An 18840-nucleotide genomic window follows, 5' to 3' on the forward strand; every position below is an offset into this window, starting at 1 on the left:
CGGTCAGTGGGCTTGTTCGGCGGCGAGGTTGTCCAGCAGCAGTTGGAACGCTTGCACGGCCAATTGAATGTCGTCGTTGGTGCTCGACTCGAGCGGGTTGTGGCTGATGCCCGAGTTGATGCCGCGCACGAAGAGCATGGCCTGCGGCATCACCTCGTGCAGCTTCATCGCGTCGTGGCCGGCGCCGCTGGGCATGCGGAACAAGGGAATGCCCAGCGCGTCGACGGCCTGTTCCCAGCGCTGCTGCCAGGCCGGTGCGCTCGGCGCGGCGGCGGCGCGCATGGTTTCCTCGAGCTCGTAGCGCACGCCGCGGCGTTCGCAGATGTCCTTCAGCGCGGCGACCACGTCGTTGGCCAGCGCGTCGCGCTGTGCGTTGTTGGGTGCGCGCAGGTCGAGGCTGAACTTGCAGCGGCCGGGCACGACGTTGATCGAACCACTCGGCACTTCGAGCATGCCGACGGTGCCGACCGAGTCGCCGTCTTTCGCGGCGCGCTGCTCGGTGTAGAGGATGAGTTCGGCCACGGCGGCGGCGGCGTCGCGGCGGCGGTCCATGGGCGTGGTGCCGGCGTGGCTGGCCATGCCGATGACTTCGCCCACGTAGCGCACGCTGCCGTTGATGGAGGTGACGATGCCCAGCGGCAGGTCGAGCTCGGTGAGCACGGGGCCCTGCTCGATGTGCACCTCGACGAAGCCGAGGTAGCGCGCGGGGTCGCGCTGGATCTTCGGAATGTCTTCTTCCTTCAGGCCCGCGTGCTGCATGGCCTCGCGCATGGTGATGCCGTCGGCGTCCTTCTGGTCGAGCCAGCGTTGGTCGAAGTGGCCGATGAGCGCGCCCGAGCCGAGGAAGGTGGCCTTGTAGCGCTGGCCTTCTTCTTCGGCGAAGCCGACGACTTCGAAGGCGAAGGGCAGGCGGCGGTTCTGGCGCTTGAGTTCGCGCACGCAGGCCATGGGCACGAAGATGCCCAGGCGGCCGTCGTACTTGCCGCCGTTGCGCACGGTGTCGTAGTGCGAGCCGGTGAGCAGGGTCTTGGCGTCAGGCTTGGCGCCTTCGTAGCGGCCGACCACGTTGCCGACCGCATCGATGTGCACGGAGTCGAAGCCGCAGTCGCGCATCCAGCCCGAGATGTCCGCGGCGCAGGCACGGTGCGCGTCGGTCAGGTAGGTGACGGTGAGCTGGCCCTTCTCGGCATAGCCGGGGTCGGTGTGCACCGACAGCTGCTCCTGCCAGTCCCACACGTCGTTGCCCAGCGTGATGTCGGCGCCGAACTTGTCGTTCAGGCGGATTTCGGCGATGCGGTGGATGTTGCGCAGCGCCTCGCCGAGCTCGAAGCTCGGGTGGTTGTGCAGCCGGCGCGCGAAGGTCTCGATGATCTCGCGCTTGGCGAGACCCGTGCCGCGCGGGCCGCGCACGGCCAGGATGAACGGGAAGCCGAACTTCGCGTTGTAGTCGGCGTTGAGCTTCTGGATCTGCGCGAACTCTTCGGGCGTGCAGTCGGTCAGGCCGGCCTTGTTCTGCTCGTTGGTCGACTCGGCGGTGAGCGTCTTGCTGACCATGGCCTTGCCGGCGAGCTCAGGGTGGGCGCGGATCAGGCCGATCTGTTCGTCGGCCGACGACGCGGCCAACGCTTGCACCAGCGCGTGCTTCAGATGCGCGAGCGAGCGGAAGGGGCGCTGCACCAGCGCGCGCTGCGCGATCCAGGGCGAGTGCTCGTACACGCCGTCGAGCATGGCGACGGCAGCGGCCGGCCCCGCGGCGTTGAGTTGGGCAAGGGTGAGGAGAGGGGTGCTCATGATGCGGCTCCGGCTTCGAAAGGATGTGCCTGCTTCCAGTGGCGTGCGATGTCGACGCGGCGGCAGACCCAGACCTTGTCGTGCGTGGCGATGTGGTCGAGAAAGCGCTGCAGCGCCGTGATGCGGCCGGGGCGGCCGAGCAGGCGGCAGTGCATGCCGATGCTCATCATCTTGGGGCTGTCGTCGCCGTTCGGGTCGCCTTCGGCGTACAGCGCGTCGAAGGTGTCCTTCATGTACTGGAAGAACGGGTCGGCGTGCGAGTAGCCCTGCGGCAGCGCAAAGCGCATGTCGTTGCAGTCCAGCGTGTAGGGCACGATGAGCTGGGGCACGACGCTGCCGTCGGTCTTTTGCACCTTCATCCAGAAGGGCAGGTCGTCGCCGTAGTAGTCGCTGTCGTACTCGAAGCCGCCGTAGTCGGCCACGAGGCGGCGCGTGCGCGGGCTGTCGCGGCCGGTGTACCAGCCGAGCGCGCGCTCGCCGGTGAGCTTTTCGATGGCTTCCATGCCCAGGCGCATGTGCTCGCGCTCGGTGGCTTCATCGAGGTTCTGGTAATGAATCCAGCGCCAGCCGTGGCAGGCGATCTCGTGGCCGAGTTCCTTGAAGGCGGCGGTGAGCTCGGGGTAGCGCTGCAGCGCCATGCCCACGCCGAAGACGGTGAGCGGCAGGCCGCGCTTTTCGAACTCGCGCAGGATGCGCCACACGCCGGCGCGCGAGCCGTACTCGTAGATGCCTTCCATGCTGATGTGCCGGTCGGGGAAGCTCGCCGGGTTGAACATCTCGGAAAGGAACTGCTCCGAGCCCGCATCGCCGTGCAGCGTGGCGTTCTCGCCGCCTTCTTCGTAGTTGAGGACGAACTGCACCGCCACGCGCGCGCCGCCGGGCCAGCGGGCGTGGGGCGGGTTGCGGCCGTAGCCGATCAGGTCGCGCGGGTAGGGCAGGGTGGTGTCGTAGACGGTCATGGTGTGGATCAGGACAGCGCGAGGGAGATGTCGTTGGTCGGGACCTTGCGGTCGAAGGTGAGGTTGGCCTCGACGTGTTCCAGGTGCTCGGTCATGAGGCGCACGGCGAGTTCCTCGTCGCGCGCGGCCAGCGCCTTCACGATGTCGGCGTGCTCGTCGTTGGAGTGCTCGGCGGCGCTGGTGCTCTGGTACATGAGCGTGATGAGGGCACAGCGCGAGATCAGCTCGCCCAGAATCTGCGCCAGCACCTGGTTGCCCATCAGCTCGGCCATGCGCACGTGGAAGTCGCCCAAGAGCTCGGTGCGGCCCGACACGTCTTCGCCGCCGACGGCCGATTTTTCGAGCGCCACGTGCTCCTTGAGCGCCTTGATCTTGGCGGGCGTGACGCTGCGCACGAAGGCGCGCGTCATTTCGGCCTCGAGCATGCGGCGCACGGCGAACACCTGCTTGGCCTCGTCGACGGCGGGCGCGGCCACGAAGGCGCCGCGCGCCGGCTCGAGCCGGATCAGCTTGTTCTGCGAGAGCTGGAACAGCGCCTGGCGCACCAAGGTGCGCGACACGCCGAAGTGATCGGCCAGCTTCTGCTCGGCGAGCTTGGTGCCGGGCTGAAGGCGGTGCTCGACGATGGCCTTCGTGAGGGCATCGACGATCGAACGGGTGGTGGAGGACTCCATGTTTTTCATGATAGACCCAAAGCCGGTAACTGTATACACTTTTGTCCACCGGAATTTCCCGCACCCCGATCTCACCGATCCGACACCCTTTGAAGGAGCGCCCCATGGGCTTGAGCACTCACGTACTGGACACGATGCACGGCGGCCCCGCGGCCGGCATGGAGGTGGCGCTGTACACCACCGACGGCGACGCCGCGACGCTGGTGAAGCGCTTCACGCTGAATTCGGACGGCCGCAGCGACGGCCCGCTCTATGACAACAACTCGATCAAGGTCGGCACCTACCGCTTGGTGTTCGACGTGGCGGGTTACTTCAAGGCCCGCGGCGTGACGCTGCCGGAGCCGAACTTCCTGAACAAGGTGGCGCTGGACTTCGGCGTGGCGCACACCGACCAGCACTACCACGTGCCCCTGCTCGTGAGCCCGTGGAGCTACTCCACCTATCGGGGCTCCTGAGGTCAGTCCCCTTGTTGCTGTCCCTCTGTCAGGGTGTCGAGTTGGAAGCGCCCGCTCTTGTCCCACAGCCAGGTGTCGGTCCAGGTGACCGCGCCCAGGCGCTGGGCGGGCGGGAAGGGCGCGGCCTGCAGCACGGCGCGCTCGATCTCGGCGATCACCTCGGGCGCGTGCTTGGGCGCGCGCAGCCAGTGCATCGAGACCACCTTGCCGCCGGTGTCCAGGTTCACCTGCAGCGTGCCGACCGCGTACAGCAGCGGCGGCATCTGGCCCTTGTAGATGCGCGAGGGGTTGGCGTTGTAGATGTGGCGTGCGGCGTCGCGGCGGTAGTCGCGCGCGGTGGCCGCACTGGAGGCGCGCGGCGCGGGGCCGCTGCCCTGTGCGCTGCTGGCGCCGCTCAGCTGGCCGGGCACCGAGCCCGTCGAGCCGCAGCCGGCGAGCCACAAGGCGGAAAGAACAGTGGCGGCCCAGGCGAGGCGGCGCGGCGTAAGCTGGCGGTTCGTCATCATCGCCGGGGTTATACCGTGAGTTGTTGCTGCCTCGGCAACCGAAGGTATCGGTCATGAACGGTGCGGTCGATCAATTGTTGGCGCGTCTTCGCCATGAAGACGCCGTGCTGGTGCGCGTCGAGTCGACGCAGGGCTCGGCCCCGCGCGAGGCCGGCACCTGGATGGCCGTCTGGGCCGACGGGCTCACGGCCACCATCGGTGGCGGGCAGCTGGAGTTCCAGGCCACCCAGGAAGCACGCGAGATCCTGGCCGGCACCCGCAGCCTCGACGGCGTGCAGCGCTACCCGCTGGGCCCGAGCCTGGGCCAGTGCTGCGGCGGCGTGATGTTCCTGACCTATCGGCGCATCGGCGCGGCCGACGCGCCCGCGCTGCAGAAAGAACTGGTCGCGCAGCTCGAACCCGTGGCCCTGTTCGGCGGCGGCCATGTGGGCGCCGCGCTGGCGCGCCTGCTGGCCGTGCTGCCGTTCTCGGTGCGCTGGATCGACAGCCGCGACGGCGTGTTCCCCGACGCACTGCCCGCGCAGATCGACACCGAGCACTCCGAGCCCGTGCAGGACGCGGTGGCCGCGCTCGCGCCCGGCAGCCGCGTGCTGATCATGAGCTTCAGCCATGCCGAAGACCTGGACATCGTCATCGCCTGCCTGAAGCGCCTGCGCGCGCGCAACGACCTGCCCTACATCGGCCTCATCGGCAGCAAGACCAAATGGGCCACCTTCCGCCACCGGCTGGAGGCGCGCGGCTTCACGGCCGACGAGCTGGCGCGCGTCACCTGCCCGATCGGCGTGCCCGGCATCACGGGCAAGGAACCCGAGGTGATCGCGGTCGCCGTGGCGGCACAGTTGTTGCAATCGCTGGGCTGAACAGGGTTTTCCCTTGGCGACGACGCCGCAAATAGCATCCCGCCTCGTGCCAAAACTGTATACACTTTCGGTCCACAACAAGCCGCAGCGGAGCGAGGTCCATTTCAACGGACCTGCGTTCGCGGCACTTTCTCTGCTTACAGCGCCCGCGGTGGTGAGCAGGCTGAAACCCCTCCTTGGCGCCCCCACGCGCCAACAGGGTTGAGAGAGAGCACATGGAAAGCTATTACCTCGACTGGGCCAACCTGCTGCTGCGCTGGGTCCACGTCATCACCGCCATCGCCTGGATCGGCGCCTCCTTCTACTTCGTGATGCTGGACAACAGCCTCGAGAAGCCGCAGGACCAGGAATCGCTCGACAAGGGCGTGGGCGGCGAGCAATGGGCCGTGCACGGCGGCGGCTTCTACAACAGCCAGAAGTACGCGCTGGCGCCCAAGAAGCTGCCCGACCACCTGCACTGGTCGTACTGGGAGAGCTACTCGACCTGGCTCACGGGCTTTGCGCTGTTCACGATGTCGTACCTGTGGAACGCGAGCACGTACCTCATCGACAAGAGCAAGATGGACTGGCAGCCCGGCGCCGCCATTGCCGTGGCGCTGGCCTTCTTCGTCGTGTTCTGGATGGTCTACGACGGCATCTGCCAGATCTTCGGTCGCCGCAAGCACGGCGACACCATCGTGGGCGTGCTGATCGCGATCTTCATCGCCTTCGCGACCTGGCTGGCCTGCCAGTGGTTCGCGGGCCGCGCGGCCTTCCTGCTGGTGGGCGCCATGATGGCCACCACCATGAGCGGCAACGTGTTCTTCTGGATCATCCCGGGCCAGCGCAAGAACGTGAAGGCGCTGCGCGAAGGCCGGCCGGTCGATCCGGTGCACGGCCAGCGCGGCAAGCAGCGCAGCGTGCACAACACCTACTTCACGCTGCCGGTGCTGTTCGCGATGCTGAGCAACCACTACAGCTTCACCTACACGCACAAGTACAACTGGATCGTACTGCTGCTGATCATGCTCGGCGGCGCGGCCATCCGGCAGTTCTTCGTGGTGCGCCACCGCTTCAAGCTGGGCAATGCGGGCAACCCGCTGCCCTACGCCATGGTCGGCATCGCGGTACTGGGCCTGACCATCGTGTGGATGAAGCCCGAGCCGGCCGCGCCCGTGGCGGCCACCGCCGCCCAGGCCGCGCCCGCCGTGGCTTTCCAGGACGTGCAGAAGGTGCTGGAGCAGCGCTGCTTCATGTGCCACGGCGCGGCCGTGCAGATGAAGAACGTGCGCGTCGACACGCCCGACCAGGTGGCGGCGCACGCCCAGGCGATCTACCAGCAGGTCGTGGTGACCAAGATCATGCCGATGAACAACGCGACCAACATCACCGACGAAGAGCGGGCGTTGATCAGCCGCTGGTTCCAGGCCGGCGCCAAGACGAACTAGAGGCGCAGCGGCCTGCAGGGGTGGGCCGCCGGTCGTCGCACAATCGCCAACCGAGACAACACGCAAGCCATGACCGCATCGACCTCGCCCTCCGCAACCGCCGTTCCCGACCCGCGCGAAGCCCCGCGCGCCTTCCTCGAACACCTGTACCGCGTGGCGGTGGACCGCGCGCTGCCGCTGTCCACGCTGGGCGCGCACCTGCCCCAGCCGCCCAAGGGCCGCACCGTGGTGCTGGGTGCCGGCAAGGCCGGCGGCTCGATGGTGCAGGCGCTCGAAGCGTTGTGGCCGGCCGACGCCCCGTTGTCGGGCCTGGTCGTCACGCGCTATGACCACATTCCGCCGCGCCCCGAAGGCGTGCCGCAGCGCATCGAGCTCGTCGAGGCCGCGCACCCCGTGCCCGACGCGGCCGGCCAGCAGGCGGCCGAGCGCATCCTGGCGCTCACGCAGGGCCTCACGGCCGACGACCTCGTGCTGTGCCTCATCTCCGGCGGCGGCTCGTCGCTGCTGGTGCTGCCGGCCGACGGCCTCACGCTGGCCGACAAGCAGCGCATCAACAAGCAGCTGCTCGACAGCGGCGCCCACATCGGCGAGATGAACTGCGTGCGCAAGCACCTGTCGCGCATCAAGGGCGGTCGGCTTGCGGCGGCCTGCGCGCCGGCGCGCGTGGTCACGCTCACCATCAGCGACGTGCCCGGCGACGACCCGGCCGTGATCGCCAGTGGCCCCACCGTGCCCGACGCCACCACCTGCGCCGACGCGCTGGCCATCCTCGATCGCTACGGCATCGAGGTGCCGGCGCCCGTGCGCGCGCAGCTCGAAAGCGGCGCGCTCGAAACCCCCAAGCCCGACGACGCCGCGTTCGCCGGCCACAGCACCCACCTCATCGCCACGCCGCAGCAGTCGCTCGAAGCCGCCGCCGCGGCCGCGCGCGCCGCCGGCATCGGCGTGCACGTGCTGAGCGACGAAATGGAAGGCGAATCGCGCGAAGTGGGCAAGGTGCATGCGGCGCTCGCCCGCGCCGTGGCCCTGCGCGGCGAGCCCTTCGCCCGGCCCTGCGTCATCCTGTCGGGCGGCGAAACCACCGTCACCATCCGTCCGCGCCAGCCCGGCCAGGCCAAGGGCCGCGGCGGACGGGCCGGCGAGTTCTGCATGGGCCTGGCCGGCGCGCTCATGGGCCAGCCGCAGGTGTGGGCGCTGGCCGCCGACACCGACGGTATCGACGGCGTGGAAGACAACGCCGGCGCCTTCGTCACGCCCGACACCCTGGCGCGCGCCACGGCGCAGGGCAAGAAGCTGTCCGACCACCTCGACCGCAACGACGCCTACGGCTATTTCGACGCCATCGGCGACCTGTTCGTGACCGGTCCGACGAACACCAACGTCAACGACTTCCGCGCGATCCTCGTGCTGTAGGCGCGCCCCGGCCCCTGGCGGGGCCGCCGGCAAGCTTTGTGAACTCAGGTTAATCTACGGCCCCGGCGGCACTTGGCCGCCGTTGTCGCATGCGCACCCCCACGGGGTGCCGCGCCGCGCGCCCGATTTCCCGTTTCGTTTTCACCATCCAGTCCTCGAAGGAAAGAGTTCGCCATGACCGCCACCTACACCGACACCCGCCTGCTGATCGACGGCCAATGGGTCGACGCCGCCGACGGCAAGACGCTCGACGTGCTGAACCCCGCCACCGGCAAGGCCATCGGCAAGGTGGCGCACGCCAGCATCGTCGACCTCGACCGCGCCCTGGCCGCCGCCCAGCGCGGCTTCGAAGCCTGGCGCGACACGCCCGCCAACGAGCGCGCCGCCGTGATGCGCCGCGCCGCCGGCCTGATCCGCGAACGCGCCCTGGACATCGCCAAGCTGCTGACGCAGGAGCAAGGCAAGCCGCTGGGCGAGGCCAAGGTCGAAATGATGGCCGCCGCCGACATCATCGAGTGGTTCGCCGACGAAGGCCGCCGCGTGTACGGCCGCATCGTGCCCTCGCGCAACCTGGCCGCGCAGCAGCTGGTCATCAAGGAGCCGGTCGGCCCGGTCGCGGCCTTCACGCCGTGGAACTTCCCCGTCAACCAGATCGTGCGCAAGCTCGGCGCCGCGCTGGCCACCGGCTGCTCCTTCCTGGTGAAGGCGCCCGAGGAAACCCCGGCCTCGCCGGCCGCACTGCTCAAGGCCTTTGTCGATGCCGGCATTCCGGGCGGCGTGGTGGGCCTGGTGTTCGGCAACCCGGGCGAGATCTCGAGCTACTTCATCGCGCACCCGATCATCCGCAAGGTCACCTTCACCGGCTCGACCCCGGTCGGCAAGCAGCTGGCCGCGCTGGCCGGCTCGCACATGAAGCGCGTCACGATGGAACTGGGCGGCCACGCCCCGGTGATCGTGGCCGAAGACGCCGACGTGGCGTTGGCCGTCAAGGCCGCCGGTGCCGCCAAGTTCCGCAACGCGGGCCAGGTCTGCATCTCGCCGACCCGCTTCCTGGTGCACAACAGCCTGCGCCATGAGTTCGCGAGCCTGCTGGTCAAGCATGCCGAAGGCCTGAAGATGGGCGACGGCCTGGTCGAAGGCACCAACCTCGGCCCGCTGGCCAACGCTCGCCGCCTCACGGCCATGGCCCATGTGCTGGAAGACGCGCGCAAGAAGGGCGCCACGGTCGCGACCGGCGGCGAACGCGTCGGCGACACCGGCAACTTCTTCGCGCCCACCGTCATCACCGACGTGCCGCTGGACGCCGACGTGTTCAACAACGAACCCTTCGGCCCCATCGCCGCCATCCGCGGTTTCGACACGCTCGAAGAAGCCATCACCGAAGCCAACCGCCTGCCGTTCGGCCTGGCCGGCTATGCCTTCACCAAGTCGATCAAGAGCGCGCACCTGCTGAGCCAGAAGCTCGAGCTGGGCATGCTGTGGATCAACCAGCCCGCCACGCCCTCGCCGGAAATGCCGTTCGGCGGCGTGAAGGATTCGGGCTACGGTTCGGAAGGTGGGCCGGAGGCGATCGAGGCCTATCTGAACACCAAAGCCGTTTCGATCCTCGGCGTTTAACTAGTCTTCGGCGGAGGCGTTCCAGAACGCCTGCTGGACACCCTCCAGGGTTTCCAGCTCCGCGATCACCTGGTCGAGCTCCTCGGGCTCGACCGCGGTGGCGTACAGCGTCGCCGCAATCTCCGTGTCGGCCTGCCCGAAGGCGTGCTGGTCGATGTCGCGCACCGGGTAGTTCGCGGCTTCCAGCTGCACCAGCAGCTGGTCCATCACCTCGGGCCGCGCCGCGCGCGAACAGATCACGCGCACCGTGTACGTGGCCTCGCTCGATTCCTCGTGCACCGGGCGGCGGTTGATGCGGTTCACCACCGGCCGCAGCAGCGTGTTGCTCGCCAGCACGAAGAGCGCGGCGATCAGCGCTTCGCCCAGCAGGTCGGCGCCCGCGCAGGCGCCCACCGCGGCCGACCCCCACAGCGTGGCGGCCGTGTTCAGGCCCGTGATGTTGGCGCCTTCCTTCATGATCGCGCCGGCGCCCAGAAAGCCGATGCCCGAGACCACGTAGGCGACCACGCGCACCGCGCCGTCGGGGCCGCCCAGGCGGGCCGCCATGTCGACGAACACGGCGGCGCCCACGGCCACCAGCGTGTTGGTGCGCAGCCCCGCGGTGCGCTGGCGCACCTGGCGCTCGAAGCCGATCAGCGAGCCCAGCAGAAAGGCCGCGCCCACGCTGACCAGGGTGTCCAGCAGCGAAGGCAGGTTGATGTGGCGAATGGCTTCCATGCGTGATCCTCCTGATCCTCTGTGTGCGAAGCAGGGTAGCGGCCTTGTGTGACAGCCGCGACCCTGCGTTCGCCGGGTGGTTCTTGTCTTACTGCCAGCCGTACTTGCGCGCGTACCAGCCCTTCACGGCCTGCGTCAGCGTCGCGTAGCCGACCAGCATCAGCACCAGCCAGGGGAAGTACGCGAGCGGCAGCGCCTGCAGCTTGAAGTAGTGCGCCAGCGGCCCCATCGGCAGCCAGATGCCCACGGCCGCAATGGCCGCGCCCATCGCCAGCAGCGGCCAGGCCGCGCGGCTTTGCAGGAACGGAATCTTGCGGGTGCGGATCAGGTGCACGATCAGCGTCTGCGACAGCAGGCCCTCGATGAACCAGCCCGACTGGAACAGCGTCTGGTGCTCCACCGAGTTGGCCGCGAACACGAACCACATCACGGTGTAGGTCAGGATGTCGAACACCGAGCTCAGCGGCCCGAAGAACACCATGAAGCGGCCCAGGTCGGCCGGGTTCCAGCGCTGCGGCGTCTTCAAAAATTCCTCGTCCACGTTGTCGAACGGGATCGCGATCTGCGACACGTCGTACAGCAGGTTCTGCACCAGCAGGTGCAGCGGCAGCATCGGCAGGAAGGGCAGGAAGGCACTGGCCACCAGCACCGAGAACACGTTGCCGAAGTTCGAGCTGGCCGTGATCTTGATGTACTTGAGCATGTTGGCGAAGGTGCGGCGGCCTTCGACCACGCCTTGCTCCAGCACCATCAGGCTCTTCTCGAGCAGGATGATGTCGGCCGATTCCTTGGCCACGTCCACCGCGCCGTCCACCGAGATGCCGATGTCGGCGGCGCGCAGCGCGGGCGCGTCGTTGATGCCGTCGCCCATGAAACCGACCACGTGGCCGTTGGCATGCAGCGCCTGCACGATGCGTTCCTTGTGCGCGGGCGTGAGCTTGGCGAACACCTGGCGCATTTCCACCACCTGCCGCAGCTCGGCCTCGTTCATGCGCTCGACCTCGTGGCCCAGCACCATGCGTCCGGCGTCGATGCCGACGTCGCCGCAGACCTTGCGCGTGACCAGCTCGTTGTCGCCGGTCAGCACCTTCACCGCCACGCCGTGCGCGGCCAGCGCCTGCAGCGCGGGCGCGGTCGATTCCTTCGGCGGATCGAGAAAGGCCACGTAGCCCAGCAGCGTGAGCCCGGCTTCGTCGGCCACGCTGTAGGCCGGCTTGCGCGCGTCGGCGTGCAGGGTGCGGCTGGCCACGGCCACCACGCGCAGGCCCTGGGCATTGAGCTCCGAGGCCACGCGGTGGATGCGCGCCATCACGTCGGCGTCGAGCGCGAGCACTTCGGCGCCGCGTTCGACCGAGGTGCACACCGACAGGATCTCTTCGAGCGCGCCCTTGCAGATCAGCAGGTGCTCGTCTTCGCCGTGCGCCACCACCACCGACATGCGGCGGCGCGAGAAGTCGAAGGGCACTTCGTCGACCTTGCGCCAGCCGGTCTGCAGCTGCGTGTCGAGCTGCACCTCGGCGTGGCTGAGCACGGCCTTGTCGAGCAGGTTCTTCAGCCCGGTCTGGTGAAAGCTGTTGAGGTAGGCCTGCTGCAGCACGTGGTCGGAGTCTTCGCCCCAGGCGTTGGTGTGGCGTTCGAGCACGATGCGGTCCTGCGTCAGCGTGCCGGTCTTGTCGGTGCACAGCACGTCCATCGCGCCGAAGTTGTGGATGGCCTCGAGCCGCTTCACGATCACCTTCTGGCGCGACATCACGACCGCGCCCTTGGCCAGCGTGGCCGTCACGATCATCGGCAGCATCTCGGGCGTGAGGCCGACCGCGATCGACAGCGCGAACAGCGCCGCCTCCCACCAGTCGCCCTTGGTCACGCCGTTGATCACCAGCACCAGCGGCGCCATCACCAGCATGAAGCGGATCAGCAGCCAGCTCACGCGGTTGATGCCGGCCTGGAAGGCGGTGGTGCCGCGGTCGGTCGCGCTCACGCGCTGGGCCAGTGCACCGAAGAAGGTGCGCTCGCCCGTGTGCACGATCACCGCGGTGGCGGTGCCGCTGATCACGTTGGTGCCCATGAACAGCAGGTTGTCGCGCTCCAGCACGCCGGCCTGGTGGTCGGCGGCGGTGGCTGCGAACTTCTCCACCGGCATCGATTCGCCGGTGAGCGCCGACTGGCTGATGAACAGGTCTTTCGCCGAGAGCAGGCGCGCGTCGGCCGGGATCATGTCGCCGGCCGACAGCGCGATCACGTCGCCGGGCACGAGGTCGCGCATCGGCACTTCGATGCGCTGCGTGCCGGCGTGCGCGAGGTCGAAGCCCTCGTCACCGGCGCGGCCGGCCTTCTCGCCGGGCGCGGGGCGCAGCACCGTCGAGGTGTTGCTGACCATCGCCTTGAGCCGGTCGGCGGCCTTGTTGGAGCGCGACTCCTGCAGGAAGCGCAGCACGGTCGACAGCAGCACCATGCTGCCGATCACCAGCGTGGCCTTCGTGTCTTCGGTGATGTAGGAGACCAGCGCGAGCACCGTCAGCAGCAGGTTGAAAGGGTTGCGGTAGCACTGCCACAGGTGGTTCCACCACGGCAGCGGCTGCTCGTGGCGCACCTCGTTGCTGCCCAGCCGCTTGCGCAGCGCCAGCGCGTGCGCTTCGGTGAGGCCTTGCGACGAGCTGTTCAGGCGCACCAGCACCTCGCCCGCGTCGGTGTGCGAGGCAGCGGCCAGCGCCTTGGCGATCTCGGGCGGCATCGCGGCCGAGCCGCGGTTGCTGGGCTTGGCGCTCAGCAGCGTCTGCCAGCGCTCGAAGTGATGCCGCATGTGGCGGCTGTGCAGGAAGCTCTCGAAAAAGGACTTCAGGACGTTCTTCATTTTTCTTCTCCTGTGTGAGGGCGCTCAGCGAGCGAACGCCCAGGTGAGGCCCAGCGTCCAGCCGCGCGGGCCGTCGTGGCGCAGGTCGCGTGCGTGGCTGAGGTCGACGTTCAGGGCCGGCGTGGCCGCCCAGCGCAGGCCGGCGCGCCAGGCGTTGCGCCCGCCTTCGCGGAAGCGCTCGGCCACGAACGACAGCGCGGGCAGGGCGGCCCATTCGAGCGCGGCGCCCGAGTGGCTGGTGCTCGGTTGCGCGCGATGGAAGTCGCGCCCCAGGTTCAGGTGGGCGCGCCAGGCGTCGTCGAACTGCCAGGTGACGGGGATCACCACGCTGCGGTCGGCCAGGCGCAGCGAGGCGTGGCCGGTATCGCTGCGTTGCCACGTGGCCGAGGCCAGCACGCCGGTGCTCAACGTGTCGGTGAGCGCGAAGGCCCACTTGATCTGCGGGCCGGCGCGCACGGTGCGGCCGTCGGCGCCGCGCTCGCGTTCGAGGTTCAGGCCCAGCTCGACGGGGCCGACACGGCAGGCCGGGCCGAAGTGCACGAGGCGCCGGCCGCCCCAGGTCTCGATCTGGCACTGGCCCGGATCGAGGATGGCAGCGTCGTCCACCGAATGGTGTCCGCCGGCGGCGTGGGTCTGCGTGGCGGCCAGGCCGCAGAGGGTGGCCAGCCAGGCGCGGCTTGGCGCGGGGCGGCGGGAGGCAAAGGGGCGGGCGGTGGCGCGGGCGGCCGTGGCCGTCCGCACGACACGCCGCAGGCGTTCGCGGGTCATGGGCGTTTCTCCTTCGGATGCGGCGCGCCGCGAAGGAAGGAAACGCCCGTGGAGACTGCTTACTTACTCAGCAGCAGTCAGCCGGCGGGGCTCCTTCGCAGCGCGGCAGGCTGCGAGGTGAATGGGGGATCGATCGGGCAAGGAAGGCGGCGCGCAGCGGCGCAAGCAAGGGTCCGGGTCCATGAGGGCCTCCTGTTCTGTGGGGTGGCAGGGGCGGGCTTCAGCGGCGCGTGGTGCCGTGGCCGGGTGGGTCGAGCAGCAGGAAGAAGCTGCGGATGCGGCGCGTGGTCCACAGCGCGGCGGCGCGGTCCAGGGCCTGCTCGTCGTCGACGTGCGGGGCCGGGCTCACCCGCGTGGGCGCACCGGCGTGCGCCGACGGACGACCGTGCGACGGTCGCACCTGCGGATGCAACGGACGAATCTGAAACTGGCGCATGACAAGGCTCCTTCACGCTGAAGGGCCTCGCGCACGGACGCACGCAAGCTGACTGACAAAGTCAGCGACGAAGAACAACGGGAATCGGTAGGGGAGCCGCCTGCCCGAGGGGCAAGGGGTTCGCGCTGCGGACACGGCGACCGCCAGCGCGGGAGCTGCCTGCGCTAGAGGGCCGGGGGTGTCACGCCTGCCGAGGCACGCGTCTTGTCACTGATCCAACTGGCACTGTCCACGCACGGGGCTCCGAAATGATGATTTCCGGATTGTTGCACCGCATCATTGCCAGCGTCAACCCTTGGCATGAAGCAACAGGCTGCGCCGGGGTGGCGCGAGGTGGAGGCGGGCGTCGTTCGCGCTGCGTTCGATGGGGCTCGGAAACCAGCGGAAGACGTTCGAGTCGCCGCGCCAGCCGTCGCTGAAGCGCACGAACAGGAAGCCCGACATCGCATTGCCCAGGTCGTCCACCGGAATGCCCGCGGCGCGCAGGGCCTCGACCTCTTGCGCGGCGCTCATGTCGAAGGGAAGTTTCAGCGTGATGCTCGCGCTGTGAAGACTGGGTCGGGGCATCGTGACCTCCTTTGCACTGACCATGGGCCGTAGTGAAGCGCAAGGAGTTGTGTCAGGCGATACCGAAGATATGGGAGCTGTCCATTGGTGAGGGAGGGTGCGATTCGCCCTCGCTCCCTCGTGGCATCCCCCGACCGGGGGATGTGATGGGTAGGGTGGCCTATGCCGAATGCCTGCCCTCTGTGCCTATAGTCGACGCGCATGAAACCAAGCACCCCCGCCATCCTGTTCGTGTGCACCGGCAACATCTGCCGCTCGCCAACCGCGCACGCATTGCTGCTTCACAAGGCGCAGCGCGCAGGCTTCGCGGTGGAGGTCGACAGCGCTGCGATCTCCGACGAGGAGCGCGGCAATCCGCCCGACCCGCGCTCGGTGGCCGAGGCGCTGCGGCGCGGCATCCAGATGCCCGCGCACCGCGCGCGCCAGGTGCGCGCGGCCGACTTCGAGCGCTTCGATTGGCTCGTCGGCATGACGCAGCAGCACTGCGCCGCGCTGCGCAGGCGTGCGCCCGCGGATGCGGCGCGCAAGGTGCGCCTGCTCTCGGAGTTTGCCGATGCCATCGGCGGCGACGTGCCCGACCCGTGGTACGGCGGCCACCAGGCCTTCATCGAGGCCTTCGACCTGATCGACCTCGGCGTGGAAGGCCTGCTCGCGCAGCTGCGTCGCGACGCGGCCTGAGCGGGCAGGGCTCGTGGCTCAGCCTGTGCAGAGCGCCCGGATCGTCGGCGGAATCGGCACCGCGCGGATGCCGCCGCCTTCGCGCTTCGCTGCAAAGATCCGCACCTCTTCGCATTCGAGGATCAGGTCGTCGCCGCGCGTCACGCGGTAGGTCTGCACGAAGCTCTTGTCGCGCCACTCGGTGATGCGCACCGCGATCTGCAGCGTGTCGCCGTAGCTGGCCGCCTTGACGAAGCGCGTGTGCGTGTCGACCAGCGGCGTGCCGATCACGCCGAGCGTCTGGGCCGTTTCCTCCCAGCGCGGCACGCCGCACTCGGCGAAGAAGTGGCGCGAGGCCGCGTCGATCCAGCGGAAGAAATTGGGAAACCAGACGATGCCGGCCGGGTCGCAGTCGCCGAACTCGACGCGTGCGGTGTAGACGACTTCCTTGCCGGAAGCGTCGGTGGGAGAGGAAGTGCTGCTCATCCGTCGATTGTCCCGGCTGCTCAGTCCGCCTTGATGCCGCGCTCGCGGATCAGCGCGCCGAAGCGTTGCGAATCGGCCGCCGCGCGGCGCTGGAAGTCGGCCGGCGTGCCCGGTGCCGGCTCGCCGCCGATGGCCGCGATGCGCTCCTTCACCGCCGGCAGCGCGAGCGCGCGGTTGACCTGTGTGTTGAGCTGCGCCACCACCTCGGGCGGCGTGCCGGCCGGTGCGTAGAAGCCGAACACCGTGTCGGCGTCGAAGCCGCGCAGGCCGGCCTCGTCGAGCGTGGGCACGTCGGGGAACTGCGAAGAGCGGTGCGGGCTGCCCACGGCCAGCAGCTTGAGCTTGCCGGCGCGCACCTGGTTCAGGGCAATGCCGGGGTCGAAGGCGTAGTCGATCTGGCCGGCCAGCAGGTCCTGCAAGGCGGGCGCCGCGCCGCGGTAGGGCACGTGCAGCGCGAACAGGCCGGCCTGGCTCTTGAACATCTCGCCCGCCAGGTGCGGCGAGCTGCCGTTGCCCGGCGAGCCGTACGAGAGCTTGCCGGGGTTGGCCTTGAGGTAGGCCATGAACGACTTCACGTCGGTCGGCGGCAGCGACGGCCGCGTGACCAAAAACACCAGCACGCGCGCGGCCGCGGCCACGGGCACCAGGTCCTTGGCGGGGTCGAAGCTCATGCGCGCATACAGGTGCGGGTTCACCGACACCATGCCGCCCGAGCTCATGAGCAGCGTGTAGCCGTCGGCCGCCGCGCGCGCCACGGCCTCGCCGCCGACGTTGCCGTTGGCGCCGCCGCGGTTCTCGATCACCACGGGCTGCTTCAGCGCTTCCTGCAGCGGTTGCGAGACGGCGCGCGCGAGCTGGTCGGCCGCGCCGCCGGCCGGGAAGTTGACGATCACCTTGATGGGCTTGGAGGGCCAGGTGTCGGCGTGCACGGCGGGCGCGCACAGGGCGGTGCTGGCCAGGGCGAGCGCCAGCAGCAGGCGGCGCGAGGGAACGGAGGTGGATGGGTTCATGGTTCTTTGTCTCCTCAGATCGTGGTCGTTGTCTTGGGCCGCTTCATCCAGCGGATGGGTTGCGCCTGCACCGGGCGCGGCGCGGCGCCGTGGCGCGTGAGCGCGGCGTCCAGCGCCTTTCCGCCTTCGTCCGCGAGCGCAGCCTCGCGCGCCGCGGCGATCGCCTCGGCGCGCGCGGCGGGCTGCAGCGTGGCGCGGCCCGCCAGCTCGTCGATCACGTGCAGCAGGTTGTGCTTGCCGCGTTCGTTGGTGCTGCCGTAGCCCTTGATGAGCCGGCCGCACAGCGCCAGCTCGCGGCCCAGCGCCCAGTGCGCGCGCGTGCCGGTCTCGACGGCGGCCAGCCAGCGCTCGATCAATGCCTGCTCTTCGGCAAAACGGCTGCCGCGCCGGCGCAGCCAGGTGAGCGAGGCCAGCACGCGCAGCGAGGCCATGCCGAGCACCGAATGGCTGCCCACCTGAAGCGGCAGCGCCCAGGGCGCAAGTCCGCGCGACTGGCGGCCACGGTCCCAGGCGGTCACGCGGCGCGCGAGCGACGGCGGCAGCAGCGCCGCGAACTCGGGCGCACCGGGCTTGAAGTGGTCGAAGACCTTCACGAGGTCGTCGTCGCCCGCGCGCACTTCCTGGCGCACGCGCTGCGCGCGGCTGGCGCGACCCTTCAGCGCGGCCACGCGCACGATGTCGTCGAAGGCCATCCACAGCGCCAGCCAGCGCGCCATTTCGCGCGTGACCGCGAAGCCTTGCGCGCCCGACGGATCGGCGGCGCGCTCGGCCTCGAGCACCCGCGCGAGACGCTCGGCGTACAGCGCGGCGTAGGCGTTGTCCTGGTAGTCGCGCACCCGCGCATGGCCGAGCGCGAGCATGTCGTGCACGGCCGGAGGAAAGCGGCGCGCCACGTCGTCGGGCAGGGGTTGCGGCGACGGGGGCGGGTCGCGCGTGTCGTCGCCGGCCAGCACGCCCTGCACGAAGGCGGCCTGGGCGCGCGGCGCGCGCACGGCCTCGAAGGCGGCGGCAAAGCCGCGCAGGCTGGCGGCGGCCATCTTGCCGAGCTTGTCGGGCGCGGCCTCGTCGCCGCCGCGCACCGCGCGCTCGTAGGCTTCGCGCGGAAACGGGAACAGGCCGCTGCCCGCGATCGCGCCCAGCATCACGGCGCTGACCACCGTGCCGGCCTCGCGCGCCATGGCGCCCATGTCGAGCACGTGGTGCTCGCGGCTGAAGGCCTTGACCACGTCCAGCAGGCGCTGCGCGTCGGCGCGGCCGTCGCCGGGCACCATGCGCTCGGCCGTGGTGAGCACGCGCGCCGACGAGCTGATGACCAGCGTGCGCAGCGGTGCGCTCATGCCGTTGCCGATCTGGCGCGTGGTCTCCAGCAGCTCCGACGAGACGATCGCGTCGAGCGCGCCCGGCACCGGGCCCAGGCTGAACACCGGGCGCCGGCCGCCGAGCTGCGCCATCGGCACCGGGAACACTTCGAGGTAGTAGGTGGTGGCGCCGGTGCGCTGCGCCACGCCGGGGATCGACGTGCTCTGCGCGGCGTAGCCCGCGTGCCGCGCGGCGTCGACCAGCCATTCGGTGAGCACGCCGCCGCCTTCGCCGCCGAGGGCGCACACGAGCAGGGTGGTGGGACGGTTCTGTTCCATGTCTCG

Annotated in this window: 18 protein-coding genes; 6 read left to right on the plus strand and 12 right to left on the minus strand. The window is 69.5% G+C overall.

Annotated elements, in window-relative coordinates:
- Positions 1-3: 3 nt before the first annotated feature.
- Genes uraD through AC3WQM_RS07380 form a run of 3 tightly spaced genes read right to left on the minus strand, consistent with a single transcriptional unit; the run spans position 4 to position 3433 of the window.
- The gene (gene uraD / locus AC3WQM_RS07370; RefSeq protein WP_492677604.1) at positions 4-1791 is read right to left on the minus strand and encodes a 2-oxo-4-hydroxy-4-carboxy-5-ureidoimidazoline decarboxylase; all 1788 of its coding nucleotides are present in this window, start codon (positions 1789-1791) and stop codon (positions 4-6) included.
- Complete coding sequence (gene puuE, locus AC3WQM_RS07375) at positions 1788-2750, minus strand: allantoinase PuuE (protein ID WP_062480836.1); 963 nt, start codon at positions 2748-2750, stop codon at positions 1788-1790. The genes uraD and puuE overlap by 4 nt, the downstream gene beginning before the upstream one ends.
- Positions 2751-2758: 8 nt before the next feature.
- Positions 2759-3433: a GntR family transcriptional regulator gene (locus AC3WQM_RS07380; protein WP_056574067.1), complete on the minus strand. Its 675-nt coding sequence runs from the start codon at positions 3431-3433 to the stop codon at positions 2759-2761.
- 95 nt (positions 3434-3528) lie between these two features.
- Between AC3WQM_RS07380 and uraH the strand changes: the two genes are divergently transcribed.
- A complete protein-coding gene (gene uraH, locus AC3WQM_RS07385; RefSeq protein ID WP_070061690.1) occupies positions 3529-3879 on the plus strand; it encodes a hydroxyisourate hydrolase in 351 nt (116 codons plus the stop codon).
- Between the two features lie 2 nt (positions 3880-3881).
- Here the strand turns inward: uraH and AC3WQM_RS07390 are convergent, their stop codons facing one another.
- Positions 3882-4385 carry a hypothetical protein gene (locus AC3WQM_RS07390; protein WP_492677606.1) on the minus strand — a complete coding sequence of 168 codons (504 nt, stop codon included), beginning with the start codon at positions 4383-4385 and terminating at the stop codon, positions 3882-3884.
- 53 nt (positions 4386-4438) lie between these two features.
- On the opposite strand from AC3WQM_RS07390, the gene xdhC reads away from it, so the two are divergent.
- The 4 genes from xdhC to AC3WQM_RS07410 all read left to right on the plus strand — a co-directional run bounded on the left by xdhC (position 4439) and on the right by AC3WQM_RS07410 (position 9702).
- Positions 4439-5245: a xanthine dehydrogenase accessory protein XdhC gene (xdhC, locus tag AC3WQM_RS07395; protein WP_492677608.1), complete on the plus strand. Its 807-nt coding sequence runs from the start codon at positions 4439-4441 to the stop codon at positions 5243-5245.
- A gap of 215 nt (positions 5246-5460) precedes the next feature.
- Positions 5461-6672, plus strand: coding sequence for a urate hydroxylase PuuD (locus AC3WQM_RS07400; protein ID WP_492677610.1), 1212 nt, complete (start codon positions 5461-5463; stop codon positions 6670-6672).
- Positions 6673-6741: 69 nt separating this feature from the next.
- A complete protein-coding gene (locus AC3WQM_RS07405) occupies positions 6742-8085 on the plus strand; it encodes a glycerate kinase type-2 family protein (RefSeq protein ID WP_492677612.1) in 1344 nt (447 codons plus the stop codon).
- A 174-nt stretch (positions 8086-8259) separates the two neighbouring features.
- Positions 8260-9702 carry an NAD-dependent succinate-semialdehyde dehydrogenase gene (locus tag AC3WQM_RS07410; protein WP_492677614.1) on the plus strand — a complete coding sequence of 481 codons (1443 nt, stop codon included), beginning with the start codon at positions 8260-8262 and terminating at the stop codon, positions 9700-9702.
- On the opposite strand, the gene AC3WQM_RS07415 is transcribed toward AC3WQM_RS07410, so the two are convergent.
- From AC3WQM_RS07415 to AC3WQM_RS07435, 5 genes are all read right to left on the minus strand, one after another.
- The gene (locus AC3WQM_RS07415; protein WP_062480849.1) at positions 9703-10419 is read right to left on the minus strand and encodes an MgtC/SapB family protein; all 717 of its coding nucleotides are present in this window, start codon (positions 10417-10419) and stop codon (positions 9703-9705) included.
- A gap of 88 nt (positions 10420-10507) precedes the next feature.
- Complete coding sequence (gene mgtA / locus AC3WQM_RS07420; protein WP_492677616.1) at positions 10508-13273, minus strand: magnesium-translocating P-type ATPase; 2766 nt, start codon at positions 13271-13273, stop codon at positions 10508-10510.
- A gap of 24 nt (positions 13274-13297) precedes the next feature.
- Positions 13298-14041: a PA4824 family protein gene (locus tag AC3WQM_RS07425; RefSeq protein ID WP_492677618.1), complete on the minus strand. Its 744-nt coding sequence runs from the start codon at positions 14039-14041 to the stop codon at positions 13298-13300.
- 220 nt (positions 14042-14261) lie between these two features.
- Positions 14262-14477 (minus strand): hypothetical protein, encoded by a 216-nt coding sequence (locus AC3WQM_RS07430; RefSeq protein WP_489061941.1) that lies wholly within the window; start codon positions 14475-14477, stop codon positions 14262-14264.
- Between the two features lie 288 nt (positions 14478-14765).
- On the minus strand, positions 14766-15044 hold the full coding sequence (locus AC3WQM_RS07435) for a hypothetical protein (RefSeq protein WP_260684999.1): 279 nt from the start codon (positions 15042-15044) through the stop codon (positions 14766-14768).
- Between the two features lie 201 nt (positions 15045-15245).
- On the opposite strand from AC3WQM_RS07435, the gene AC3WQM_RS07440 reads away from it, so the two are divergent.
- Positions 15246-15722 (plus strand): low molecular weight protein-tyrosine-phosphatase, encoded by a 477-nt coding sequence (locus tag AC3WQM_RS07440; RefSeq protein ID WP_492677620.1) that lies wholly within the window; start codon positions 15246-15248, stop codon positions 15720-15722.
- Between the two features lie 18 nt (positions 15723-15740).
- Here AC3WQM_RS07440 and AC3WQM_RS07445 read toward each other — a convergent pair whose 3' ends face one another.
- From AC3WQM_RS07445 to AC3WQM_RS07455, 3 genes are read right to left on the minus strand one after another with little or no spacing between them, the layout of a single operon-like run.
- Positions 15741-16187: an acyl-CoA thioesterase gene (locus AC3WQM_RS07445; protein ID WP_492677622.1), complete on the minus strand. Its 447-nt coding sequence runs from the start codon at positions 16185-16187 to the stop codon at positions 15741-15743.
- A 20-nt stretch (positions 16188-16207) separates the two neighbouring features.
- Complete coding sequence (locus tag AC3WQM_RS07450; RefSeq protein ID WP_492677624.1) at positions 16208-17197, minus strand: Bug family tripartite tricarboxylate transporter substrate binding protein; 990 nt, start codon at positions 17195-17197, stop codon at positions 16208-16210.
- A gap of 14 nt (positions 17198-17211) precedes the next feature.
- Complete coding sequence (locus AC3WQM_RS07455; protein WP_492677626.1) at positions 17212-18834, minus strand: indolepyruvate oxidoreductase subunit beta family protein; 1623 nt, start codon at positions 18832-18834, stop codon at positions 17212-17214.
- Positions 18835-18840 lie beyond the last annotated feature (6 nt).

This window comes from Variovorax sp. FW301-JW7 (assembly GCF_058788795.1).